Genomic DNA, 24,748 nt, shown 5'->3' with positions numbered 1-24,748 from the left:
CAAACCCCTCTCCGGATGGAGAGGGGCCTTTTTATTTTTCGCTTATGCAAAAACGCTATAGCTTTCGCTTTTTATCTTTCCGCTTTAAGCCTTTCGCTTTGGGCTTTCCGCTTTCGGCTTTTAGCTTAAAAAAAGCCTTTCGCCTTTTACCTTTCGCCTTTTGCCTCATAATAACCTCCTGTACCATGAACCCGGATAAACAAACGCCCGGCGAGGGTTATTTGCAGGGCGAATGGAAACAAGACTCGGTACCTGCGCAAAAAAGCCTGGTAACATATTCGCTATACGATATTAAATTCAGCTGTGATTCATTTCTTTTGAAGATCAGTACCGTTAGCAAGGTTAATTACGGGGCTGATACGTGTATGAGCAAAGGCCATTGGGATGAATATATACGGGGAACTTATTCGCAACGGCGGGACACACTCCACATTAAAGGGCAGTTTTGCAATGCTGATGGCTCGTATAAAAATGAGCAGGGTTGTTTCAGATTTGGCGATTATGAAGAATATTTTAAGGTTCATAAGCAAAGCGACTCGCTGATCCGGTTTGTAAGTACATCCAATGTAATACCTATTAACGCGCATTTAATAAAAAGAACAAGCTGCATTCCAAAACCATTGTAATGAAAACACAAACCTTAAAAAAACTTTTACTGCTGGTGGCGATATTTTATATCCCCCTGCAAAGCATGGCCTGGGGCACTAATGGGCACCGCATTTGCGGCCAGGTTGCGGATAGCTACCTAACAACCAAAGCCCGTAAAGCTATTCAAGCCATTTTAGGTAATGAGTCGATTGCCATTACCAGCAACTGGGCCGATTTTATTAAATCAGACCCTGCATACAATTACCTGTATAACTGGCATTTTATCAATCTGGAAAAAGCTTACAGCTACCCGGACCTGCAGGCTTATTTAAAGGCCGATACGATTACCGATGCCTATACCAAAATGAATTTCCTGGTGGCCGAACTTAAAAAGAAAACTACTACCAAAACCAACAAGTTGCTTTACCTGCGCATGCTGATCCATATTGTTGAGGATGTGCACCAACCGCTGCACACTGGTCACCTGAGTGATAAGGGCGGTAACGATGTAAAGGTACAATGGTTTGGTAAAGAGAGCAACCTGCATTCGGTTTGGGACAGCGAGCTGATTGACCTTCAGCAGTTAAGCTACACCGAGTACACCGCGATGATAAACCACACCACAGCCGCTCAACGCACAGAGTTACAAAAAGCGCCAATGAGCCAGTGGATATACGAAAGCAACCAGATGGCAGATAAACTGTACTCCGAAACTAAAACCGGTGATAAACTTGGTTACAAATACAACTTTAGCCATATAGCAACCCTTAACCAGCAAATGGTTAAAGCCGGCGTACGTTTGGCCGGTTTGCTGAACCAGATATTTGGATAGTTCTTGAGGTGAAAGGTAAAAGGTAGATTTTCTGCCTAAACCTTTCGCCTTTATCCTTTCGCCTTTTACCTCAAAAAAATGAAAATATTAATGGTGTGCCTGGGTAATATATGCCGTTCGCCGCTGGCGGAGGGGGTTATGCAGCACCTGGCAGATGAAAATGGACTTGGCTGGGATGTTGATTCGGCGGGTACCGGAAGATGGCATATAGGCGAAGCTCCTGACAGACGCTCCATTCGCGCAGCCCGTAACCATGGTATCGATATCAGCAAACAGGTTTGCCGTCAGTTTAAGCGTACAGACTTTGACGAGTTTGACCATATTTTTGTGATGGACCGCAATAACCTGAGCGATGTGCTTGATATGGCCCGCAACGAAGAACAGACTGCTAAAGTAAAGCTTCTGTTAGGTGATAAGGTTGTCCCCGATCCGTATTATGACGATAACCAGTTTGAACCGGTTTTTGAGCTGATTGAAAACGGATGTAGGGATATTATAGAAGAGTTACACCCCCTCTAAATCTCCCCCCAATGGGGGAGACTTTTAATAAATGTCTTTAAGCCCTCCCTTCCGGGGAGGGTTGGGTGGGGTTTTTCACCCTAAAAAACGGCACATCTTCCCCATACCAAAACACAATCCCTTCACGTACAAAACCGGCTTTAATCAGCACCCTTTGTGATGCTGCGTTTTGCGGATGGGTAACGGCGCAAATCTCTTTTAGTCCTATATCATTGAATCCATAACTGATCAGTGCTTCGGCAAGTTCGGTAGCTATACCTTGTCCCCAGTATTTGAGGTGCAGCCGGTAGCCCAGCTCAATGCGGCTCTTGTCGTAATCGCTTGGTTTAAGGGCGCAAACACCTATAAAATCGTTATCTGTGATATTAAAAATCCCCCATCTGCCCAGGCCCGAACCGTTCCGGTATTCCTTCAGCGTATCTTTAAAAACCTGTTTACTCTCTTGCGGAGTACGTTTTTTCACATATTGAGTAAGCCGGTCATCGGCATCTATTGCGGTAACAAGTTCTTCATCTTCGGCTGTAAATTCACGGATCAGCAAGCGTGGTGTTTGAGTGATAATATTCATAGGTTTTCAAAAATATATTTTTGAATTGATTGTACAGGTAAGTTGAGTGTCATATAAAAGGTGACCAGATTTATTTTGATTCTTTAAGGGAAGCCCAATTAATGCTAAAACCCTCATTTGCCGTTAAATTTTTATACCTTGCATAATTTACTTATAAGATATAGTGACTTTCCAGGATTTTAATTTTAACGAGCAATTATTTGAAGGTGTAGAGAGCATGGGTTTCGTAAACCCCACACCCATACAATCTATGGCCATCCCAGCCATTATGGAGGGGCGCGATCTGATTGCGTGCGCTCAAACCGGTACCGGTAAAACCGGCGCTTATTTGCTTCCTGTTTTAAACAGCATCAGCAAAACAAATAAACACCATACCAGTGCCCTTATACTTGCACCAACCCGCGAGCTTGCCCAGCAAATAGATCAGCAGGTTGAAGGCCTTGCCTATTTTACCGGTATCAGCTCTATTGCTGTTTTTGGCGGCGGCGACGGCATTGTTTACGAACAACAGCGCCGCGGCATTCAAAACAATGTAAATATTATTGTAGCTACCCCCGGCAGACTGATAGCCCACCTTACATCGGGCGTGCTGAAGCTTAATCACCTTACCCATTTGGTACTTGATGAGGCCGACCGAATGCTGGATATGGGCTTTTCGGATGATATCATGAAAATTATCAGCTACCTGCCAAAAGAAAGGCAAACGTTGTTGTTTTCGGCCACTATGCCCGGCCGCATCCGCTCATTGGCAAAAGCTATTTTGAAAGATCCGGAGCAGATCAATATCGCTATTTCGCAGCCGGCCGTTGGTATCGATCAGCAGGTTTACCGGGTTCATGATCAACAAAAAACGCCGTTGGTACAGCATATCCTGAAAGATTCGGCATTTACAAGTATCATCATCTTTGCATCACGCAAGGAGATCGTTAAAGCATTATATAAGGAGCTTAAAGCAATCAAGATCAACGCCATGTCGTTCCATTCCGATCTGGAACAGAAGGAGCGTGAAGAGATCCTCCTTAAATTCAAAAACAAGCAATTACCGGTTATCATTGGTACCGATGCCCTTTCGCGCGGCATTGATGTGGAGGGCATCGACCTGGTGATCAACTACGACGTTCCAGGCGATCCGGAAGATTATATTCACCGTATTGGTCGTACGGCCCGCGCCGCTACCACCGGTACCGCCATAACCTTCGTTAACCACCGCGATGAGCGCAAGCTTAAAAATATTGAGAAACTGATTGAAAAGCCGATAAAGCTGATGGCACTGCCGGATGAACTGGCCACAATACAACCCCTGAAGCCCGAACAGCCTCAAGGAGATGCCAAAAGGAAACCTAACCGTCGCTGGGGTAAAAAGAAGCCGAAACAGCAGAATACGGGTAATTAAAAAGTTTTCACGAATACCATTTTGGGTGTTGATTTAATTTAATCGAATTACACGAATTAATAGTTGGCAGTTAAAGCTCAACAATTTAAAAATTTGTGTAATTCGTCTCAATCCGAATAAATTCGCACCTCATTACTAAAACGTTTTATCTATTTTAATATCTTAGACCAAAAATCTATTTCCCAATGATCATTCCTAAAAAACTGGTTTTACTGGCAACGTTTGGTGCGGCAATTATCATATCTGAAAATAAGGCATTAGCACAGGAGAAGAAAACATCAGGTAATCCTATTGTTGAAGGCTGGTATGCCGACCCGGAAGCCAAAATCTTCAATAAGCAATATTGGGTTTATCCAACCTACTCGGCCAAATATAACGACCAGGTATTTATGGATGCCTTTTCATCGCCCGATCTGGTTAACTGGACTAAGCATCCCCGCATTATCGATACTGCCGCTGTAAAGTGGGCTAAACGTGCTATGTGGGCTCCGGCAGTAACTGAAAAAGACGGTAAATACTATATCTTTTTTGGCGCTAACGATATTCAGAACAATAACGAAGTTGGCGGTATAGGTGTTGCCGTTGGCGATAAGCCCGAAGGCCCGTTCAAAGACCTTTTGGGCAAACCACTCATTGGCCAGATCATCAATAAAGCGCAGCCTATAGATCAATTTGTGTTTAAAGATGACGACGGCCAGTACTACATGATTTACGGTGGCTGGGGCCAATGTAATATCGTAAAGCTAAAAAACGACTTTACAGGTATCGAACCGTTTAAAGATGGTGAAACCTACAAACTGATCACCCCTAAAGATTATGTTGAAGGCCCGGTGATGTTTAAACGAAAAGGGAAATATTACTTTATGTGGAGCGAAGGCGGCTGGACTGGTCCGGATTACCGCGTGGCTTATGCTATTGGCGATTCTCCATTCGGTCCGTTTAACCGGATCGGGACAATATTAAAACAAGACGCTAATATTGCTACAGGAGCAGGCCACCATTCGGTGATCCAGGTGCCGGGTAAGGACGAATGGTATATTGTTTACCACCGCCGTCCCTTAACCGAAACTGATGGCAACCACCGCGTTACTTGTATCGATAAAATGTATTTTGACAAGGATGGAAAGATCCTGCCGGTTAAGATCACCAATGAAGGTGTAACGGCAAGGAAGATTAAGTAGATCGTTCAAATTTAATATGTCATTGCGAGTAACCATCAGGGAAGCCCTGAAAAAAAATGAAATGACATGCATTGCGATGAGAAGTAAGATATTTGTCTTGAACATCGGGCAAACTACACACCCCGTATAACCCTTGGGGCCTTTAAGAGCCCGCTTGCGAGTTTGGGACTGTCGCTTTTTGCAAAAAACATTATAGGGAACCACCAGTTCTGACCAACTGGTGGTTTACCGCGCTTTTAAGCTTAGACTTTTTAAAGCGGCAGAGTTTGCCCTGTTTTTTAAAAATATGGGCAAAGCTAAACAAAACAAAAAGAAGAAGGGGGCAGGAACTCCTGCAGGTTCAAAAAAGATGGAACGATTTGGGATTCTTTACCCCAGATCAGCCGGGATCGATGTAGGGAGTATGCTCATGGTCGTATCTTACACTGATTCCAGGGATCAGATCCACCTGAAACAGTTTGACAGTTTTACCTCCAGTCTTAATAAACTGGCCGACTTGCTACAGGGGGAAAAGGTGGAGATCGTAACGATGGAATCAACCGCCAACTATTGGATGCCCCTGCATAGTATCCTTGAGTCCCGGGGCATAAAGGTGGTGATGATCAACCCAAGCCATTATCGGAATGTATCGGCACGAAAAACGGATATTAATGATGCACAGTGGTTGCATAAGCTGCTTACCCATGGTCTTTTACGCGAATCACATATTGCTCCGGCCTGTTACCAGGACCTGCGGCAATATATCCATGAAAGGCAGATCTGCCAGGACCAAAAAAGCGATACACTCAACCGTATCCAAAACACCCTGACCAAAATGAATATCAAGTTCCAGCACCTGATCAGCGATATTGAAGGTGTATGCGGCATGAAGCTTTTGCGGATGATCTGCTCAGGGATCTCAGATCCGGAAAAACTGCTTTGTAGTATCGATCATAAACGGCTGAAAGCAAGTCAGCAGGAATTGCTCCATTCTCTTGAGGGAGACTACCGGGACAGCCAGATCAATACACTTAGGGGCAGCCTAAAGGCATACGACTTTTTTAAAGAGCAGATGCTTTATTACGAACAGCACATCGAACAAACGCTTAAACTATTGGCACCGGAGATAAAAAGCTCAAAGAAACAAGGCATGGTCCGCAAGAATCAATATCATATCAACTTAAAAGATTACCTGGTAGCAATTTTGGGCGTGGACCTGACAGCAGTGGAAGGCTTGGATGAGATCGGCTTGCTAACGATACTGGCAGTAACAGGGCCTGAGATGAGCAAATGGCCTACCGCAGGCCATTTTACAAGTTGGTTAAACCTGTCACCCCGTCCTAAAATAACAGGAGGCAAGCTCGTAGGCTATGAAAAACGGATCACCCACAACCCGGCTACGCAGGCTTTCAGGTTGGCGGCAAACTGCCTGTGGCAAAGCAAGGGGCCGTTAGGGCAGCAATACCGAAAATTAGCTGCAACTAAGGGAAAGGCAAAAGCTATTAAAGCAGTGGCCAGGAAAATAGCCGTGATATTTTATAATATGGTACTTAAACAGGAAGCCTACGATGTCACTAAAGTCCAGCAAGATGTAGAGGTTCAAAAGGCAAGAAAGATCAGCCGTCTGCAAAAAGAAGCGCAAAAACTTGGTCTTACACTCCAAAAAGCAGCTTGATTATGAATCTCTTACAGACACGTCATTATAAGCGATAGCGTGGCAATCTCATAGCCAATGCTACTCGCCATGCCGGTTTGCTGTCTATGCGACGAGATTGCCACGTCGCCCCTGGCACACAAACCCGGGCCGCTCCTCGCAATGACATAGTTGTTTTTTTGTAGCCATTGGTTTCAGCGTTGATATTGTCCTTGCTAATTTGCACATCTGAAGTCTTTTCATTTGCACATCAATCTTTTCACCCCAAAAGGGTGAGCGTGATAATCCCTGATATTTAGTATCTTAAACCGTTTTTTTGACTGACATTATTCCTTTATCATTATGACGCGATCATTTTTTCGGGCATTAGTAATTTTACTTGCCCTTACTGGCAGCAACCGCTGTTTCGGACAAGCCGCCGAAAACCTGCCCACCGATTATTTAAGCAAAGAGTTTCATGCCGGAAGACGCCAGGCGCTCCGCAACCTGATGCCCGCCAATTCGGTGATGGTGATCTTCTCGTACCCTGAACAGGTGTTTTCGAACGATGTTAACTACGTTTATCATCCTAACCCCGATCTGTATTATTTTTCGGGTTACAAAGAACCCAACTCAGTGTTATTGGTATTTAAAGAGATGCAGGCTGTGGGCGACAGCAGCTATAACGAGGTGCTATTTGTACGTCACCGGGATGCCGGTCGTGAGCAGTGGACAGGCAGGCGTTTAGGCGTTGAGGGCGCTAAATCGCAGCTTGGTTTTAAGCGGGCTTACAACAGCGAGGATTTCGCGAAATTCCCGGTTGATTTTAAAAAGTTTGCCAATGTGTATTATGATGCACTGCCCGAAGATGTTACCGGCGATGGATCGACCGGCGAGCTAAAAAAACTGATCGCAGCTTTCAAAATTAAGGCTGGCATAACGGAAACCAACAGGCAGGTTATGAGTGATCTTAATTTGATAGCAAGAATGGTTACTCCTCAAAATTTAGCCCGTTTCATGACTTATTTTAAAGATAAGTTTGCTGATGAGGATCACAAAAATAATCCGCTTATACAACAATTGGCGGCCAAGCCCGATTCTTCAACGCTTGCCGATGTTAAGGCAAAGATTGGCACAACTTACGGCGGTAACACCGGATATGCTGAATTTACTTCAAAACTCCGCGGCGTAAAAACACCAGAGGAAATAGCCGTATTGAAAAAGGCTGTTGAGATCTCAAGCCTTGCCCATCTGGAAGTAATGAAATCGGTAAAACCCAATATGAGCGAGCGCGAGGTTGAAGGCATCATGACCTACGTGCATAAAAGATACGGAGCAGAAGACGAGGGCTATCCACCAATTGTAGGTGCAGGCGCTAATGGTTGTATCCTGCATTATGAAGAAAACTCGGCCACAAAAATTGATAACCAGTTATTACTCATGGATGTTGGTGCCGAATATCATGGCTATTCTGCCGACGTTACCCGCACTGTACCGGCTAACGGCAAATTTACCGAAGAGCAAAAAGCCATTTACCAATTAGTTTACGATGCGCAGGAAGAGATTTTTAAATTGTGTAAAGCGGGAGTTCCCTATGCAAGTCTTGAGCAAAAATCGGTAGAAGTATTATCGGCCGGATTAATTAAGCTTGGTATTATCAAGGATGCTTCAGAAGTACGTAAATATTACCCGCATGGCTGCTCGCACCATTTAGGGCTTGATGTGCATGACAAAGGCGGTCGCGGTAATTTGGAAGAGAACTGGGTGATCACCGTTGAGCCGGGGATCTATATCCCTGCCGGCAGCCCCTGCGATAAAAAATGGTGGAATATTGGCGTACGTATTGAAGATGACGTACAAATTGGTAAAGACAAGGGCACAATCCTGTCGATAGATGCGCCGCGCAAATGGCAGGATGTTGAAAAAGCTGCTACTGAGAAAAGTATTTTTGAGGCTACCAAATTTCCGGAGCTGAAATAAAAATAACGCCAATAGAAAAAGCCCGCCGCGGCCCGGCTTCAGCCGAGTGGCAACTATTAAGCGGCCTCTGGCCGCCGAAGCGAACATACCTTGCGCTCGTTTGTAATGCGATATCCGCGATGCAATCGCCGAACCATATTAAGCGCTCGTTGCAAACGAGCGCAAGAAAATAACAGAACTTCGGCGGCCAGAGGCCGCTTAATAGTAAACACTCGGCTGGAGCCGGGCGTTGGCGATAGTATAAGCGTACTTAAACACGAAAGCCCTCCGAAATTCAATCCGGAGGGCTTTCTATTTATGAATTATTCTTACTTCTTAATCCTGCTCTTCAACTCAGCCAATGGCATGGTAACCATACGGCCTATTGGCTTTTTACCACGATAAGTGATCACCCTTAGCGTGGTTGCATCTTTAGGGGCATCTATCGGCGCTGTATATTTTGGATAAAACCTGTCGGGGAACGAGTTGTCGAAGCTGTAATAAGTGTCCAGCCCGTTTACCTCATTTGTTAGTGTGATTTTTAACGTGCTGTCAGGATTCAACACTGCATCAAATGATGGATCGTAAGCGCTTGGGGCTATCTTGGTTTCGGCTTCATCAAAGCGCGGGAAATGTTTCTCAACCCGGCTAAAAAATCCGTCCCAGTTTTTAGTTCCTTTTGGCGACCATACATCCTCGGCAATAGCCATGCCGCGTGGCCAGGTCATATATTCGGCTTGGCGGATGTTGTATACCTGCTCGGTCCATAAGTTGGCCTGACCGCCTTTAATGAGGCGTGCATCAACACTATCAGGTACAGGCTCCCAAGAGTAAGTTTTGTTTAAGCGAAGTGTGGCATAGATCTTGGTTTCGTTTACACGGTCGCTTTGCATATAGTCAAGATATGCAAATGTTGTTGGGCTCATTACCACCTCATGGCCTGCTTTAGCAGCGGTGATGCCACCCTGGATACCGCGCCAGCTCATAACCGCGGCGTTAGGGCCCAGACCGCCCTCAATGATCTCGTCCCAACCCATGAATTTTTTACCTTTCGACTCTACGATTTTTTCAAGTCGCTTTTCGAAATAAGCCTGTACTTCGCTCATCGTTTTCAGGTTTTCTTTGGCCATTAATGCTTTTATGGCATCGCTTTGCTCCCAGAAATTTTTGGCGCACTCATCGCCGCCCAAATGAATATAGCCGAAGGGGAACAGTTGGGCAACTTCAGTAACCACCTTATCCATAAAGGTATAAACCGCTTCATTGGCCGGGCAAAGCGTGTTATCAACAATAGCGCGGTTATGCGGCCCGCTCCAGTCCATAAAAGGTTCGCCCGAGTTTACTACGTATTTATCGGCACCCGGTGTACATGAAAGCTCGGGATAGGCAACTACCGCAGCGAGGCTATGACCAGGAACATCAATTTCGGGCAGGATGTTCACAAACCTGTCTTTGGCGTATTGTACCAACTCTTTGATATCCTCCTGGGTATAAAAACCGCCGTAGGTACGTGGCTCATCTGCTGTAGGTGGAGTAAACGTACCAAACTGGCCTACTTTTTTTACGTTGTGCGATCCTACTTCGGTTAATCTTGGCAGGCTTTTGATCTCTACGCGCCAGCCCTCATCATCGGTAAGGTGTAAATGCAGCAGGTTAAATTTATACTTAACCATGGCATCGATGTATTGCTTAACCTCGGCTTTGGTAAAAAAGTGGCGTGATACATCAAACATCAAGCCTCTCCATCCAAACCTTGGATAGTCGGTAATTTCAACCGCGGGTGCAGTCCATTTTACGCCTTTGGCTACTTCCAATCCTTCAATTTCTTTAGGCATCAGCTGGAAAAACGTTTGTACGCCATAAAATAATCCCGCGGCATCATTAGCACGGATCACTACTTTTTTAGGAGTTACGGATAGTTTATAGCCTTCGGTTTTGAGTACGGTATCGGCTGTTTTATTTAGAATCAGCCTGATCGGCGCGGTGGGTGCTGCACTTTTTATAGTGATGAATGCACCCGTAGCAGTAGACAGTTTTCTTTTAAGATAGGCAGTTACATTTGCCACATCGGCAGATGAACCGGCTTCTACAATTACTGTTTTGGGCAGCACAAACTGGCCGGTAGTTTGGGTAACTTTTACCGGTTGCGGAATAAGCGCGAGTGCCGGTTTGGTTGTTTGGGCCGCAGAAAGCAGGTGTGCCATACAGCCGCAAAGCAATAAGGATAATTTCTTCATAAAGAATTGTTATTTAATTGGATGTACGCAAATTAAACTTTTTAAATAATATTAAGAAGTATATTTTCTGAACCATGATTTTTAGGATTTGAGGATGACCAGGATATTGTCTGAACTCAAATTTTAAAAGAATTTTTAGATTCTTTTTTGAATTTGCAGAGCGTTCTGTAATTACTTAATTCCTTAAAATTCCTGTTCAGACAAAATCGGTGAAATCAAAAATCAATCGATGAAACCCAAAAAAAAATCCGAAATCGAACATTCGAAATCCAAAATTCCAATCACACCCTGATATAGATATTCCGCTTGTCGAGGATGTAAGCAACCAGCCAGCAAATCATCATAAAACTGATGGCAAACAATAATGACCCTATTGGGCCGGGCACTATAGCCTGGTAAAAAGCAGTGTTAATCCAGTCGACAGCGTTGGTTCCGCTTATGATGATCATACTTACCGGGATCAGCAGTATTTCGGATAGCACATAAATAGGCAGCGGATTTTTCCCCATGGTGGTGAAAAAACGGGCCCAATTGCCTTTATTCCAATTATTAATTTCCAAAGCATATATCAAAGCTGAGAGGATCACTAAATCCAACCCGGTGGTTACCAGCACAAAGGAGCTTGTCCACAGTTTTTTATTGATCGGGAAAACCATGTTCCAGCATAAGGCCAAAAAAATGAACAGGCAGCCAGTTAACAGCAGTTTGGTGGTGGTATCATACCCCTTTCCTTTTTGCTGAATGAATTTGCCGGCATAGTAACCAACCACAACATTTACAATGGCTGGTAAAGTGCTTAGTACACCTTCCGGATCGAAGGGAATGCCCTCGCCGTGATATAAATGATCAGGGCCGAATAAAAATTTATCAAGATAAATGCCCGCATTGCCGGTCATGCTCAACGGGTCGGCTGGGTTACCGTACACCAGCAGGATGATCCAGTAGATCACCAGAAATAACCCCGATAAAATGAAAACCGTTTGTTTGGACAGGAAATGGATCATGAGCGAGGCAAAGCAATAACACAGGGCAATGCGTTGCAAAACACCCATAATGCGGGTATGGGTAATTGTTTTTAGATGAAAATGCCCGCCGCTTGTTGAAAAGAAAGGGAACCAGTACATGAGGTAACCTATTAAAAATATGAGCAGGGTACGCCTGAAAATTTTGCTTAGCACAGCCGAGTTGCCCATTTCCTGGTAGCGTTTCATTGAAAAGCTCATGGCGTTGCCTACTGCAAATAAAAAAGAAGGAAACACAAGATCGGTTGGGGTGAAGCCATGCCATGCGGCATGTTCAAGTGGCGAAAAAGGGGCTGCTCCGCTGCCCGGCGTATTTACAATGATCATGAAGCATAAAGTCATGCCACGAAATACATCCAGCGATAAAAACCGCGATGATGATTTGTCCATAAATGGGTTTAAAAATGTTTATAATCAGCTTTTCAGAAGCAGGGATGTTAAGGCAAGATAATAAACTTACCGGGAAGTATGCTTTCCCGATAAGTTGTCAGGTTATTTATAATTTTGCATTTTCCTGTTACCAACTGAACACCAGTTTATTAGCTTTTAGCTTTGCGCATTTTGCTTTCAGCTTTAATTAATGATATCCCGGATTTTGTTTCAATTGCGGTGTGCCGCCCTTAGCGCTTAAGTCAATCTCTACCAGCGGTATCGGGAAATATTCGCTTTTACCTTTAATAAATTTACCGCCTTTTACATCACTGGTCAACGTACTTTGATATGCTATGTAAGCATTAAGCTCGGTATCGGCAATGCCCCAGCGTACAAGGTCAAAAAAGCGATGACCTTCCATGGCAAGCTCAATTTTACGCTCAAAATAAATGGCTTTAAGCGCAAAATCTTTGTTGGCAAAGGCACCGCCGGGATAAGGGCTCACTTTATAGTTAGCTGCTGCCTGGGTGGTGAAACCTGCTGTAGGGTCATCATTATCTTTGTATTTATATACAAAACCTTCGGGATTTGCTGCGCGGTTACGCACCATGTTTACATAGCTTTCGGCTTTATCAAGGCTACCAACCTGTACTTCAACCTCAGCGGCCATTAACAGTACATCGGCGTAACGAATAATGTTGTAATTGATGCCTGAGCCTGGCGCCCATGAGGTGTTATCGCCGTTTACATCCTGCTCGGCCTGGCCGTAAACGTTTTTGATAGGCGAATAAGGGCCACCGTACTGCTGATCTCGGATCCAGTCGGCTCCCGGATGTAAGCCCCAGTCAAGATAAGGTATTCCGCGGCGACCGGCAGTCCAGTCAAGGCGCGGGTCAATTGTACCGGCGTCAGGAGTATAATCATCGGCCGATGCCAGGCCCATATCTGTTTTTATAGCGTGGCTGTTATAATCGTCAAGATATGGTAAACCGGTAGCCGAATTGGTGCGGAAATGATTAACCAGGTCAATTGATGGCTGGTAAAAACCGCAGCAGCTAAACGGACTGCTATTGCCATACGGAAAATTAAGCATATCGCCGTTATTGGCTTGTGAAGGGCCGTTAGGGTCAGTATTGGCAGCAGCCTGAACAGCAAAAACAGATTCGGCGCTGTTGTTGGTAGCCGTTCTGAAATTGTCGTTGAATTTAGCGTTAAGTGCATACTTTTTACCATCGGAAGTTACACCCTGCGCAATAACCGCATCAAATACAGCCTTTGCTTCGGCATATTTATGCTCGTATAGGTATGTTTTACCTAAGTATGCACCAGCAGCCCATTTATTGGCGCGGCCAACTTCGGTTTGGGTATTAGGCAGATTGTCGTAAGCGTATTTGAAATCCGCTTCAATCTTTGGCCAAATATCTGTGTTGTTGGGTTGATTAATGTCGGTTGTTGTTTCATCAAGATAGGGCACATTATTAAACATCTTTTTCAGGTCGAAGTAATAATGCGCTCTTAAGAAACGGGCCTGTGCCAGTATATTCGTTTTATTCGAGGCTGATATCGAAGTAACCTTATTGGTTATTTTGATGGTGTTGTTTGTGCGTGATACCCCCTCGTAATCGGCCCGCCATTTGCTGTCAAAAAAACCATTGCTGGCATCTGCGTTGTATTTCATCATCGGTTCTATCGGTTGCTGATCGCCGGCTATACTGCCTTTTGATGCATCTCCGCCTACTACACCGCCATATACCCAGTTATCCGGCGAGGCTTCCCACGCGCCGCCGCCGCCTACTGAGGCATCGCCGCCCTGCTGACCATCCAACACTGCATAAGCACCTACAAGCAGTTCATTAGCTCCTGATTCTGTTTCGAGAAATTGAGGCTCGAGGGCGCCGTTAATAGGTTTATCGAGATATGATTTTTTACACGCGCCAAGCGATAGTATACTTAAAAGCGCTATGGAAATAAGTTTTTTAGCTTTCATTGTAATCCGTTTAAATATTGCTGTTATAATGAAAAATTAACTCCGAATATGAAGGTGCGCGGGCTGGCGTAGCTACCCTCGTCAATACCAAAATCTTTGGTGTTGCCGCTCAGTTCAGGATCAACACCGCTGTAGCCTGTTAAAGTAAACAGGTTGGTTGCCGATACATAGATCCTTAACTTTTGGATCCCCGCCTTTTTAAGCCCTGCAATGTTAAAGGTGTAGCCAACCTGCGCGTTACGCATGCGCACGTAAGTGCCGTTTTCAACAAAGTATGAGTTTGGTGTAGCGCCGCTGCTGGTTGATGCGTCAAGTTCCTGGATAGGAGCCTTTGCATTTTGATGGGTTGGCGTCCATGAATCATTAAGTGCGGTATAGCTTTTTGCTGTACCGAATGAAGCATAGAAATCCCGCCAGTATTTAACGCTGTTCCATAGTTTATTGCCGAATGAGCCGTAAAGGAATACGCTGGCATCAAAGTTTTTATAGTTTACACCCAGGTTTAAGCCGGCAGTAACTTTCGGGTTTGGATTACCGATAAAAGTACGGTCGGCATCGGTAATGACACCATCACCGTTTACGTCTTTATACCTGAAACGGCCAACCTTTACATCTGATTGGTAGTAAGCATTCGGATCGCCGGTGCGGGTTTGTACACCTTTGTCGGCTGCGTCAATTTCGGCCTGCGAATTCCAGAAGCCCACGATCTGGTAACCATAAAACTCGCCTAAAGAATGACCTACCTGGCTGCGGGTAATTGGGTTATCAAACCTGCTTGTTGCAGAACCAGGGAAGTAATCCCTGTCATCAGATACTTTTAATACTTTATTATTATAAGTGGTTAAAGTACCGGTAGCATTAAAGCTCAGATCGCTGCTGGCCCGGAAATTGCCGGTAACAGAAATGTCAAGACCATCGGTTTTCATTTTACCAACGTTTTGTGCCGGGAAAGCACCGTTGCCCGCAGTACCTAACTGGGTAGCATTAAATAACAAATCCTTAATGTCTTTGCGGTAGTAATCGGCAGTTACGGCTATTTTACCGCCAAATAAGGTTGCATCAAAGCCAAAGTTGGAGTTAATATCTTTTTCCCAAAGTGCGTGAGGGTTGGCTGTTTGGTCCTGGTAAAAGCCAGGAGTTAGGTTAAGAGAGCCATCGATAGGATAATACGACTGGCCAATATCATTACTGAACGTAACGTAAGCGTCTTTACTGCCCATATTGATCTGGTTACCCATAATACCCCAGCCGCCTCTTAGCTTCAGGTCGGTAAGCCAGGTAATATTTTTCATAAAGTTTTCCTGCGAGATACGCCAGCCCGCGCTGAATGCCGGGAAGTAGCCATAACGTTGGTCAACCGGGAATTTTGATGAGCCGTCGCGACGGATAGTGGCGTTAAACAGGTAGCGGTCGTTATAAGTATAATCTAAACGGGCAAACTCCGAAAATAATGAGTTGTTAGATTTGCCGCTGTAAGTGTTTTTATTGGTGGTACCGGTAGACAGGTTTACATAATCAGGATCAAAAGTGTAAAAACCCTGAATGCTGCCGCCAACATAACGGTCGTGATCTTCAACGGCCTCGGTACCTACCACTATGTTAACATTGTGTTTGCCAAATACTTTTTGATAGCTAAGGGTATTGGTCCAGTTATAAGTGTAGCTATTGTCTGATCCTTCGCTGTAAGTATTGGTTGAAGAGTTTTCAACGTTTTCATATGTAGGGAACGAAAACGAATGGTTGTTGCTGTTGATGATATCGCCGCCAAAACTGGTACGTAAGGTAAGGCCGGGAATAATGTCGGCTTCGGCAAATACGTTACCAAGCAAACGATAACTTGTTGACTGGTTGTTTTTTGTACGCTGCTGTATAGCAACCGGGTTATTGGCATCGCCAAGGCCCGTACCGTAACTTCCCGCATAGTTACCTTTAATGTCGTAAACAGGAATAAGGGGCTGTTCGCGCAGGGCATGTGCAATAACGCCGTCCGGGTCATTAGTGCTAACCTGCGAATGTGATGTTCCGTCATTTACCTGCGGCTGCCTGGTTATAGAATAAGCCAGGTTTTCGCCCACTCTGATGTGTTTAGTTACATTGTAGGTGGTATTGGAGCGCAGCGTGTATCGTTTAAGATAAGTATCAATCAGTGTACCTTGCTGGTTAAAATAATTTAACGAGAATAAATAGCTGGCGTTATCGGTACTGCCGCTCAACGATATATTGTGGCTATTCATCGGGGCCGATTTAAACAACTCATGATACCAGTCGGTACCGGCTTTGTTGGCCCTTGTTATCCTGTAAAAATTGCCCAGGTCTGCAGCTGATGTATAAAAAGGGTTTACATAGTATTTTGATGGATCAACAGATGGGTCACCTTCTTTAGCACCTGCCGGGGTAATATAATCAGGCAGTGTAAAAGCCGAGCCTGTACCGGTTGGGTTGTACAAGGCATCTTTAATGCTGTTATCGCCCGAATTTTTCTTAGCGGTAAGTTTCAGATCGGCCATTTGTTGCGGTGTAATGGTATTCCAGACATTGCCGCCTTTTGGTCTTTGCGTACCGTAGTAGGCATCATATTGAATATTTACTTTGCCTTTACCTCGTTTGGTAGTGATGATGATAACGCCGTTTGCCGCCCTTGCGCCATATATTGATGCCGAACTCGCGTCTTTTAACACCTGGAAGGTTTCAACATCATTAGGGTTCAGCGTGCTTACATCATATGTTTCCACACCGTCAACTACGTATAAGGGAGTATTATTTCCGAAAGTATTAAAACCCCTGATGTGTACCTGCGGCTCTTCGCCGGGTTGTCCCGATCCGGTAACGGTAACGCCCGATGCCTGGCCTTGCAATTGCGAGTTTACTGATGACGATGCCTGTTTATTAAGGTCTTTAACGTTAACTACAGCAACAGCGCCGGTAAGGTCTTTCTTTTTCTGCGTGGTATAACCAACCACAACCACCTCGTTCAGCGCTTTTGACTCTTCAAGCAAAGTTACGTTGATGGTTGTTTGTCCATTTACCGGAATAACCTGCGTGGTAAAGCCTAAAAAGCCAAATTCAAGTGAGCCGTTACCATCGGGCAGGGTTAGGGTATATTTACCGTTGATGTCGGTAACTGTGCCTAAATTACTGCCTTTGAGCTTTACACTAACGCCCGGTAAGGGCTGACCGCTCACATCTTTAACTACACCTGTTACAGTTACCGTGACAACAGGTTTTGCATCGGCAGGTTTTATAATGATGATATCATCAACCACTTGGAAAGTAAGCGGCTGTTTTTGAAGCACCTGTTTCATTACCGACTCAATAGGCGCGTCCTGCACATCCACGTTTATTTTCCTGTCAACATCAACCTGGTCAAGCCTGTAAAAAACAGTGTATTTACTGTTCTTTTCAATTTGCTTAAACATTTGCTTAACAGAAATATTGTTCACATTAAAGTTGTAAACGTTTTGTGAATAAGCGGCAGCGTGTATTTGCATAATGCCCGTCAAGAGCAGAACGGTTACCAGCTTCATAATTTTGATCGTTTTTTGCCACGGGCCGACGGCCAGAGCGGACTTTCTGTAAAAATTAATCATAAATTTGTTTGTTAATCAGTTAATACGATGCTTCCCCAAGCGTAGGGTATTAGCTTTGATTGCTTTAGGCCCGGGCGTGTTGGTAGCACATCCGGGTTTTTTTATGTAAAAGAGAATGTTAGTTTTTGATCATAGTTTCCTTTTTGTTTTTTTAGTCGTTAATCATTATTGTTGTTTCGTGTAATGTTTACTGTGTTGCCGTTTACCGAATAATTGATAGCGGTATTAGCTTTTATAATAGCCAGCACTTTTTCGATGCTTTGGATATTTTTAAAACTGCCCGAATAGCGTATATTGCTCAGTTCGGCATCGGTCATGTTAATAGTGACGTTATATCTTCGTTCAAGCACTTTAGCTATCTCGCTAAGGGTAGCGCCATCAAATACCAGCAGGTTTTCCTTCCAGCCGTCATAACGATCAAGCTTTGCCGAGTCAATCTCTGATACCTGGATCTCGTTCAGGCTTTTGGGCTCGGGGGTTGCATAGCTGTAATTCTCTTTTTTGGGGTGATAATAGATCCGGAGCACCTGCCGCGGCTTTACATAAATGCGGCTCATTTCATGCGCGTTGTTATCTACATTTCCCTCTACAGATACCTCGCCTTTTACTACTGTGGTTTCAAAGAACGGGTCGGAGGCATAGGCCTTAAGGTTAAACTTTGTACCGATATCCCTTATGGTATAGTTTTTTGTATTTACAATAAAAGGGACCTCCTTTTTACCCGGAGCGATATCAAAAAACGCTTCGCCTTCCAGGTAAACGGTACGGGTTGTTTTACCAAAATCGGCCGTATAATTAAGCTTGCTGCCTGCATTAAGCCAAACCTGCGTGCCATCGCTCAAAACAATTTTTTTAATGGCGCCGGGGTTAGCGGCTATTTGCCTTACGCTTTCTGCATTTTTTGAATACCTGTTATATAAGGTAACGGTAACCGCTGCCAGTAAAGCAATAGTCGCTGCCACTTTGCCCCAACTGATCAGCCTTGCATAGCGCGACGGCTCCGCTGGTTCCATACCGGTCGAAAGTTTATTATAGGCATTGTCTTTATTTACAACCGCCGGTTGCAGGTAAAGCATGTTATGCCAGGTATCATACAGTTGTACAAAATACTGCTCGTTTTCGGGGTGCGCACTTATCCATTGTTTAACCTGCTCAAGCTCCTGTGGGGTAGCTTCGCCCGTTATATATTTTACCAGTAGCAGTTTTACTTCTTCGTTATCCATTTGTAATATTATCGTTAAGACAATCGAAAAAACAGATACCCTCAAAACGAAAAGAAATATTTTTCAATTTTATTCGGCGAGTAACCTGAACGTCCCCTTCATATTACGCGTAACTGTTTTTTTACAGAATGTTTGTGATTAGCTTTTCATTATTTCCATATTAAATTTGATACAGAATGAAAAACTCTGTAACTTGTTAAAGTTTTTTAAAAAGTATTCGGATTAATTAAAGGCGGGATTAATGATCCAGGAAAACAAACTACCTATAACCTCATTTACACAGGGTGACGCGAAAACGTTTGAAACCCTGTTCAGGCTATACTATACCCGCTTAACTTTGTTCTCCAATCGTTTTGTAAACGATTTAACCGTTGCTGAAGAAATTACCGCCGATGTATTCACCCACCTGTGGGAGCGCGGGCATGAGGTCAATTTCTGCTCATCAGTAAGTTCCTATCTTTTTAAAATGGTGCAAAACCGGAGCCTTAACTACCTTAAGCGCCAGAAAATAGAAAACCTTTACGTTAATTACCTCGAAAAAAACAACTTGTTTGATGAGTTGCGCAATACGCTCGAAAACGGACTGGAGGAAAAAGAACTCGCCCTGCAGATAGAAGCTGCCATAGCTACCCTTCCCGAAAAATGCCGCGAGATTTTTGTACTGAGCCGTTTCAGCGATATGAAATATCGCGAAATTGCCGTACAGCTTAATATCTCCCCTAAAACAGTAGAGCGCCAGATGAGCATCGCCCTCGAAAAATTACGCCAGGTGTTGAAGCATGTGAGTTATATGCTTTTTTAAATTGCCGGTCAAAACCCGGCGAACAGCGAAGGTGAAATGACAAAAGAAGGCCTGTTAGCCTGAGCCTGTCGAAGGGTTGCACGCAGGCATGCCGTCCATGCTTCGAGGACAAAGCTATGACCGCCGTTCATCTTAAACTCGCGCCCATTTTTAACGATGGGTTTAATCATCGGAAATTCCGTTCACAAAAAAGCCCGGCGAAACCGGGCGTCTGAAAATCTAATTGATATGCACATTTGAATCCTGCACATATGCATATCAATTACTTAGTATTATCAGCGTTAAATAATTTTGACTTATCTACTTTCTGAACAGCTTGCCCATCGCTAAGCGTTTTTGAAATAGCCGAATATGGAGCTGATACAACTTCTTCGCCACCTTTAAGGCCGGATAAGATCTGGATGTAACTATCGTTCTGGATACCCGTAGTTACCTGTACCTGTTTAAGCTTACCTGCGTTTAGTACAAATACGTATTCTTTGGCTACCGGACTGATTTGTGGTTTACTCTTATCCTCATCAGCTTTCGGCGGACCGTTATTTTCTTTCTTTTCCTCGCGGGTGGTTACCGATTGGATTGGTACCGACAGCGCTTTGGCCGAATTAGTGCTGATATCAACAGTGGCTGTTAACCCCGGACGGAAAGGTGATGGATTATCGGCTGTTTTCTTTAACAGGGCGGCATATGAATCTGCATTGATCCTCACCTTTACGGTAAAGTTTGTTACCTGGTCGGCAGATGTACCCACCACGTTTGCCGAGCTGCCTATTTCAGTTACCACACCGGTAAATTTCTTGCCTAAAAACGCGTCTACCTCAATTTTTGATGAATCGCCAAGGGAGATGCGGTTGATGTCGTTTTCATTCACGTCAACATTCACATCCATTTTGCTCAAATCAGATATAGTCATGATCTCGGTGCCGGCAAATTGCTGGGTACCCAAAACACGCTCACCTTTTTCAACAGATAGCTTTGAAACCACCCCGTCAACCGGCGAGTAAATAGTTGTTTTCGCGAGGTTATCCTGTGCTTCCTTAACCGATGCCTGTGATTGTGCCAGGCCATATTGCGAGCCTACCACATTTTGTTTGGCAGCTTCAAGCGATGCTTTAGCGCCTTCATAAGCAGCTTTGGCATTTTCAAATTCCGAAACCGTTAACACTTTTTTATCATAAAGCTCTTTACTGCGCTTGTAAATACCGGCCTGGTTAGCATAGGTAGCTTCGGCTTGCTTAAGCATCTGGCTTGAATTACCTACGCTTGCTTTTTGGGTATTGTACGATGCTATAGCCCGGTCATAACCTGACTTTAAAATGTCGGGCCTGATCTTACAAAGCAATTGGCCTTTTTTAACCACATCACCCTCTTTTATTGGCAGCTCAACCACCTCGCCCGATACTTCGGGGCTTATCTTAACCTCAACATGTGGTTTGATCTTTCCGCTGGCCGATACGGTTTCATTTATTTCGCGTGTTTCGGCCTTTTCGGTAGCTACCTGGGTTAGCGCGGGCTTGCCTATCAGGCCCGTAACCTTAGCAATGATCAGCAGGACAATCAGTGCGCCAAGACCTATCAGAATATATTTAGTAGTTTTTCCCATGACGGTGAATTTGGATATTTTACGGTTAAGATTTTATTAAAGTGTTATAGGGTTACCTAAATAATAGTCAATGACTTTGCTTCTGAAAATCACCTGGTATTGAGCCTCAATCATATCAAACTGCGATTTGTTAAGATTGGTTAGCGATGTATTATAATCAAGCGAGTTAACCAAACCTACTGTATAGCGTTGCTGGATAATATTAAACGCATCTTTATTTGCGTTATAAGTTTGCGTTGCCGATGCATAACGCTTATCAGCCGCCTGTAAATCCCATACCGCCTGGTAGATAATCTTGCTCAAATTGTTGCGGGCCAGTTGCGCTGTAACCTCGGCATTTTGATTTTGCAGTTTTGCTTTCCTAACCGCTGTGCGTGACAGAAACCTGTTGAAAATCGGGATCTGTAAACTCACCCCTACAGATTGGTTAAAATTATCGCTCAGTTGCCTGAAGAATGGGTTGCTTTTATAGCCAACTTTATAGTTAGGCACTACAACCGCCTGTTGCGAATTTTGCACAAAACCAATAGTGTCAAATCTGCCTGTTGGAGTAACACCAAATGGCGTGTTCTTGGCATCAGAAAAGTATGAACCGGCAGCACCAAATAATACTACCGATGGATAATAATTACCTTTTGCTATTTTAACACCCTGCGCTGCCGCTTTTTGACGTTGCTCGGCCAATAACACATCAGGGTTTACCGCAAGAGCTGTTTTTACTACCTCCTGAGCATCGTACACCGTTTTTACATTATTTAACTTACTGATATCCGGCCTTTCAACTTTAATGTCGGTACCAGGATCCATCTCCATATATTGCTTTAGGGTCAATAAGGATTGTTCCAGCTGATTTTCGGCATTGGTATAGTTCAGATCGTTGGTCGAGAGCTGCGCTTTGGCTTGCGACAGATCGGCAAGGGTTTGATTACCCACATCAAAGCTTTTCTGGGCGCGGTCCAAAGCTATTTTTGATACATCAATTTGCTGTTGCGCAGCCTTTACCAAATCCTGGTTGGTTAGCACCAGCAGGTAGGTAGTAACCACGTTCAATATCAGGTCGTTTTTTACTTTGGCAACGTTGGTTTTGTCAGCATCAAGCAAAATCTTGTTCTGAATTACTGTATTACGCAATTGCCCGCCCTGAAACAGTGTTACCTGCGAGGTAAAGTTACCATTAACCGCCAGGATGCGCTGGTTGCTGAACTGGTTGGTTGAAGGGTCGATATTACGGCCAAAGTTGAATGAGCCCTGTGGGCTTACGGCTAAATTTGGCAGTTGATTATATTTCGACTGTTTAAGATCTTCGTTGGTGATGGCAGCTGTAAATTCGGCCTGTTTAATGGTAAGGTTACGTTCAAGGGCCAGGTCTACCGCCTTTTGCAAGCCTATTACTTCCTGCGCGCCGGCATTAATGCCGCAAACCGAAAATATTATTGTGCAAATGAGCGTTGCTTTAACTGATAGTAATAATTTTAGTTTCATAAGGTTTTTCTATACAATGGTAAGCAACTGTTCATTACATTGCAGTGTTTATTTTTGTTAAATGTTGTTAATAGGGATAAAACACAAACTACCTCATCTGTATGTACCTGGTTAAAACCCCGTGGCTGCTGAAAAAGCTTTATCCCCAACTTACCTGGGATATAAAATCAACTGACCGTTGCATTTATCTCACTTTTGACGACGGCCCTATACCAATTGTTACACCGGCTGTATTAAATATTTTAAAACAATACAATGCCAAAGCCACCTTTTTTTGCATTGGCGACAATGTACGCAAGCACCCCGATATTTTTGAACAGGTAAAAGCCGGTGGCCATGCCATTGGCAACCATACTTTCAATCACCTTAAAGGATGGAAAACCGATACCCAAACCTATGTTGATAATTTTTTACAGGCCGATAAATTGCTGGATACATCGTTGTTTCGGCCCCCTTACGGAAGGATAAAAAGGTCACAGGCCCGCGCGCTGAAAGCAGCGAAACCCAATCTGAATATTTTTATGTGGGATGTGCTCAGCGGCGATTTTGATGCGGCCCTTAAACCTGAAGATTGCTTAAAAGGAGTGCTTAAATATACCGAAGCAGGATCGATGGTAGTATTTCATGACAGCATCAAAGCTTTTGATCGATTGGAGTATGTATTGCCCAGGGCATTGGAGGCTTGGAGCAAGGAAGGGTATAGTTTTAGCCCCCTAACCCACTAAAGGGGGAAATAACAGTTGGCAATAAAAAAACCGGATGCCAATATCGGCACCCGGTTTTTGAGTTTTTAAAAGCTACCGGTAGCTTATTTTTTTACAGAAGCATTTTCGGCTGCTTTTATAATTACAGCGGCAACTGCTTTAGGTTGCGATATGAAAACCACATGGCTTCCTTTTATTTCAGTTATTATTGTATTTGAACGTTTGTACATAGCACGTTCTATATCAGGATTGATGCTTTTATCTTCAGTGGCAACTATGCCATAAGCAGGTTTAGTTTTCCAGGCTGCATTAGTGATAGGGGTGCCAAATCCTTTTGCATAAAAGGCACCTTGTGAAGCATACATGAAATCAGCATCTTCTTTGCTTATATCGGCACAAAAACCGGCATGGAATTTAGCTTTGTCATAATAAACAATGCCTTTATCATCAGGTGCCAGAACACCATTTTCAGGAGCAGGAGGAGCAGTTTGCAACCATTGAACAGATGTTTCACCTTTATCTGGCTGCAGTGCCGCGATATAAACAAGGGCTGCTACTTTTGGGTTGTTACCTGCTTCGGTAATTACCGTACCGCCCCATGAATGGCCTACCAATACCGCAGGTCCGTCTTGTTTGTCCAATGCTATTGTTACAGCTTTAACATCGTCTTCCAAAGAAGAGAGTGGGTTTTGCACCACTGTAACATTATATCCTTTTTTGGTAAGTTCATTGTATAATGCCTTATAGCCAGATCCATCAGCAAATGCGCCGTGTACCAGCACTACATTTTTTACGGCCTGGGCCTGTGATGAAATAGTAAAACCTAATACGGCTGCAAAGGTTAATGCCAGGCTAAGTAGACCTATTTTAATTCTGTTTTTCAATGTTGGAGTTTTCATATTGTTTTATCTTAAATGTTGTATTTGATTTAACAATACAAAAGTGCCCCAAATGCGGCAGGTGGGAAATGTCGCCAGTTCCCGAAAGATTGTAATATCTTCCCGAATGGCTTAAATGAGTTGGGAAAGTTCTTCAATTCCCTCCCTTGGGGAGGGGTGCGGCTGGTTTGCGCGGTGGCAG

The 24,748-nt window shown here is 44.1% G+C and carries 18 protein-coding genes; 9 read left to right on the top strand and 9 right to left on the bottom strand.

Features of this window, described 5'->3' with window-relative positions:
* The first annotated feature begins 44 nt into the window (after positions 1–44).
* From J3L18_RS28430 to J3L18_RS28420, 3 genes are all read left to right on the top strand, one after another.
* The gene (locus J3L18_RS28430) at positions 45–626 is read left to right on the top strand and encodes a fumarate hydratase (RefSeq protein WP_129570792.1); all 582 of its coding nucleotides are present in this window, start codon (positions 45–47) and stop codon (positions 624–626) included.
* Positions 626–1,420 carry a S1/P1 nuclease gene (locus tag J3L18_RS28425; RefSeq protein WP_129570791.1) on the top strand — a complete coding sequence of 265 codons (795 nt, stop codon included), beginning with the start codon at positions 626–628 and terminating at the stop codon, positions 1,418–1,420. Before J3L18_RS28430 ends, J3L18_RS28425 begins: the two co-directional genes overlap by 1 nt.
* A gap of 78 nt (positions 1,421–1,498) precedes the next feature.
* The gene (locus J3L18_RS28420; protein ID WP_129570790.1) at positions 1,499–1,939 is read left to right on the top strand and encodes a low molecular weight protein-tyrosine-phosphatase; all 441 of its coding nucleotides are present in this window, start codon (positions 1,499–1,501) and stop codon (positions 1,937–1,939) included.
* A 37-nt stretch (positions 1,940–1,976) separates the two neighbouring features.
* On the opposite strand, the gene J3L18_RS28415 is transcribed toward J3L18_RS28420, so the two are convergent.
* Complete coding sequence (locus J3L18_RS28415) at positions 1,977–2,507, bottom strand: GNAT family N-acetyltransferase (RefSeq protein WP_129570789.1); 531 nt, start codon at positions 2,505–2,507, stop codon at positions 1,977–1,979.
* Between the two features lie 163 nt (positions 2,508–2,670).
* On the opposite strand from J3L18_RS28415, the gene J3L18_RS28410 reads away from it, so the two are divergent.
* The 4 genes from J3L18_RS28410 (at position 2,671) to J3L18_RS28395 (ending at position 8,673) form a co-directional block, all read left to right on the top strand.
* Positions 2,671–3,900 (top strand): DEAD/DEAH box helicase, encoded by a 1,230-nt coding sequence (locus J3L18_RS28410; protein WP_176844447.1) that lies wholly within the window; start codon positions 2,671–2,673, stop codon positions 3,898–3,900.
* 185 nt (positions 3,901–4,085) lie between these two features.
* A complete protein-coding gene (locus tag J3L18_RS28405; RefSeq protein ID WP_112651170.1) occupies positions 4,086–5,081 on the top strand; it encodes a glycoside hydrolase family 43 protein in 996 nt (331 codons plus the stop codon).
* 286 nt (positions 5,082–5,367) lie between these two features.
* The gene (locus J3L18_RS28400) at positions 5,368–6,735 is read left to right on the top strand and encodes an IS110 family RNA-guided transposase (RefSeq protein ID WP_223266314.1); all 1,368 of its coding nucleotides are present in this window, start codon (positions 5,368–5,370) and stop codon (positions 6,733–6,735) included.
* 321 nt (positions 6,736–7,056) lie between these two features.
* On the top strand, positions 7,057–8,673 hold the full coding sequence (locus tag J3L18_RS28395) for an aminopeptidase P family protein (RefSeq protein ID WP_208102365.1): 1,617 nt from the start codon (positions 7,057–7,059) through the stop codon (positions 8,671–8,673).
* Between the two features lie 308 nt (positions 8,674–8,981).
* Here J3L18_RS28395 and J3L18_RS28390 read toward each other — a convergent pair whose 3' ends face one another.
* From J3L18_RS28390 to J3L18_RS28370, 5 genes are all read right to left on the bottom strand, one after another.
* Positions 8,982–10,889, bottom strand: a complete 1,908-nt coding sequence (locus J3L18_RS28390) for a beta-N-acetylhexosaminidase (RefSeq protein WP_129568006.1) — start codon at positions 10,887–10,889, stop codon at positions 8,982–8,984.
* Between the two features lie 281 nt (positions 10,890–11,170).
* Positions 11,171–12,301, bottom strand: coding sequence for an acyltransferase family protein (locus J3L18_RS28385; protein ID WP_112651176.1), 1,131 nt, complete (start codon positions 12,299–12,301; stop codon positions 11,171–11,173).
* Between the two features lie 187 nt (positions 12,302–12,488).
* A complete protein-coding gene (locus J3L18_RS28380; protein ID WP_129568005.1) occupies positions 12,489–14,270 on the bottom strand; it encodes a RagB/SusD family nutrient uptake outer membrane protein in 1,782 nt (593 codons plus the stop codon).
* 23 nt (positions 14,271–14,293) lie between these two features.
* Positions 14,294–17,794 (bottom strand): TonB-dependent receptor, encoded by a 3,501-nt coding sequence (locus tag J3L18_RS28375; RefSeq protein ID WP_208102366.1) that lies wholly within the window; start codon positions 17,792–17,794, stop codon positions 14,294–14,296.
* A gap of 221 nt (positions 17,795–18,015) precedes the next feature.
* Positions 18,016–19,080, bottom strand: a complete 1,065-nt coding sequence (locus J3L18_RS28370; protein WP_129568004.1) for a FecR family protein — start codon at positions 19,078–19,080, stop codon at positions 18,016–18,018.
* A gap of 241 nt (positions 19,081–19,321) precedes the next feature.
* On the opposite strand from J3L18_RS28370, the gene J3L18_RS28365 reads away from it, so the two are divergent.
* Complete coding sequence (locus tag J3L18_RS28365) at positions 19,322–19,882, top strand: RNA polymerase sigma-70 factor (RefSeq protein WP_091167536.1); 561 nt, start codon at positions 19,322–19,324, stop codon at positions 19,880–19,882.
* A 262-nt stretch (positions 19,883–20,144) separates the two neighbouring features.
* On the opposite strand, the gene J3L18_RS28360 is transcribed toward J3L18_RS28365, so the two are convergent.
* Positions 20,145–21,482, bottom strand: coding sequence for an efflux RND transporter periplasmic adaptor subunit (locus J3L18_RS28360; RefSeq protein ID WP_090530676.1), 1,338 nt, complete (start codon positions 21,480–21,482; stop codon positions 20,145–20,147).
* A 36-nt stretch (positions 21,483–21,518) separates the two neighbouring features.
* Positions 21,519–22,964: a TolC family protein gene (locus J3L18_RS28355; RefSeq protein ID WP_129568003.1), complete on the bottom strand. Its 1,446-nt coding sequence runs from the start codon at positions 22,962–22,964 to the stop codon at positions 21,519–21,521.
* Between the two features lie 101 nt (positions 22,965–23,065).
* Here J3L18_RS28355 and J3L18_RS28350 point away from each other — a divergent pair, with 101 nt between their 5' ends.
* A complete protein-coding gene (locus J3L18_RS28350) occupies positions 23,066–23,689 on the top strand; it encodes a polysaccharide deacetylase family protein (protein ID WP_129568002.1) in 624 nt (207 codons plus the stop codon).
* 83 nt (positions 23,690–23,772) lie between these two features.
* On the opposite strand, the gene J3L18_RS28345 is transcribed toward J3L18_RS28350, so the two are convergent.
* Positions 23,773–24,567 carry an alpha/beta hydrolase gene (locus tag J3L18_RS28345; protein ID WP_091167525.1) on the bottom strand — a complete coding sequence of 265 codons (795 nt, stop codon included), beginning with the start codon at positions 24,565–24,567 and terminating at the stop codon, positions 23,773–23,775.
* Positions 24,568–24,748 lie beyond the last annotated feature (181 nt).

This window comes from Mucilaginibacter gossypii, assembly GCF_017569325.2.
Lineage (GTDB): Bacteria > Bacteroidota > Bacteroidia > Sphingobacteriales > Sphingobacteriaceae > Mucilaginibacter > Mucilaginibacter gossypii.
Note: the sequence above shows the minus strand (reverse complement) of the source record. Positions and strands in the feature narration are given on the sequence as shown.

Bases quoted from the DNA above. Each gene is read 5' to 3' on its own strand.
- J3L18_RS28430 (WP_129570792.1), top strand. From the start codon at position 45: ATGCAAAAACGCTATAGCTTTCGCTTTTTATCTTTCCGCTTTAAGCCT.
- J3L18_RS28425 (WP_129570791.1), top strand. From the start codon at position 626: ATGAAAACACAAACCTTAAAAAAACTTTTACTGCTGGTGGCGATATTT.
- J3L18_RS28420 (WP_129570790.1), top strand. From the start codon at position 1,499: ATGAAAATATTAATGGTGTGCCTGGGTAATATATGCCGTTCGCCGCTG.
- J3L18_RS28415 (WP_129570789.1), bottom strand. From the start codon at position 2,507: ATGAATATTATCACTCAAACACCACGCTTGCTGATCCGTGAATTTACA.
- J3L18_RS28405 (WP_112651170.1), top strand. From the start codon at position 4,086: ATGATCATTCCTAAAAAACTGGTTTTACTGGCAACGTTTGGTGCGGCA.
- J3L18_RS28400 (WP_223266314.1), top strand. From the start codon at position 5,368: ATGGGCAAAGCTAAACAAAACAAAAAGAAGAAGGGGGCAGGAACTCCT.
- J3L18_RS28395 (WP_208102365.1), top strand. From the start codon at position 7,057: ATGACGCGATCATTTTTTCGGGCATTAGTAATTTTACTTGCCCTTACT.
- J3L18_RS28390 (WP_129568006.1), bottom strand. From the start codon at position 10,889: ATGAAGAAATTATCCTTATTGCTTTGCGGCTGTATGGCACACCTGCTT.
- J3L18_RS28385 (WP_112651176.1), bottom strand. From the start codon at position 12,301: ATGGACAAATCATCATCGCGGTTTTTATCGCTGGATGTATTTCGTGGC.
- J3L18_RS28380 (WP_129568005.1), bottom strand. From the start codon at position 14,270: ATGAAAGCTAAAAAACTTATTTCCATAGCGCTTTTAAGTATACTATCG.
- J3L18_RS28375 (WP_208102366.1), bottom strand. From the start codon at position 17,794: ATGAAGCTGGTAACCGTTCTGCTCTTGACGGGCATTATGCAAATACAC.
- J3L18_RS28370 (WP_129568004.1), bottom strand. From the start codon at position 19,080: ATGGATAACGAAGAAGTAAAACTGCTACTGGTAAAATATATAACGGGC.
- J3L18_RS28365 (WP_091167536.1), top strand. From the start codon at position 19,322: ATGATCCAGGAAAACAAACTACCTATAACCTCATTTACACAGGGTGAC.
- J3L18_RS28360 (WP_090530676.1), bottom strand. From the start codon at position 21,482: ATGGGAAAAACTACTAAATATATTCTGATAGGTCTTGGCGCACTGATT.
- J3L18_RS28355 (WP_129568003.1), bottom strand. From the start codon at position 22,964: ATGAAACTAAAATTATTACTATCAGTTAAAGCAACGCTCATTTGCACA.
- J3L18_RS28350 (WP_129568002.1), top strand. From the start codon at position 23,066: ATGTACCTGGTTAAAACCCCGTGGCTGCTGAAAAAGCTTTATCCCCAA.
- J3L18_RS28345 (WP_091167525.1), bottom strand. From the start codon at position 24,567: ATGAAAACTCCAACATTGAAAAACAGAATTAAAATAGGTCTACTTAGC.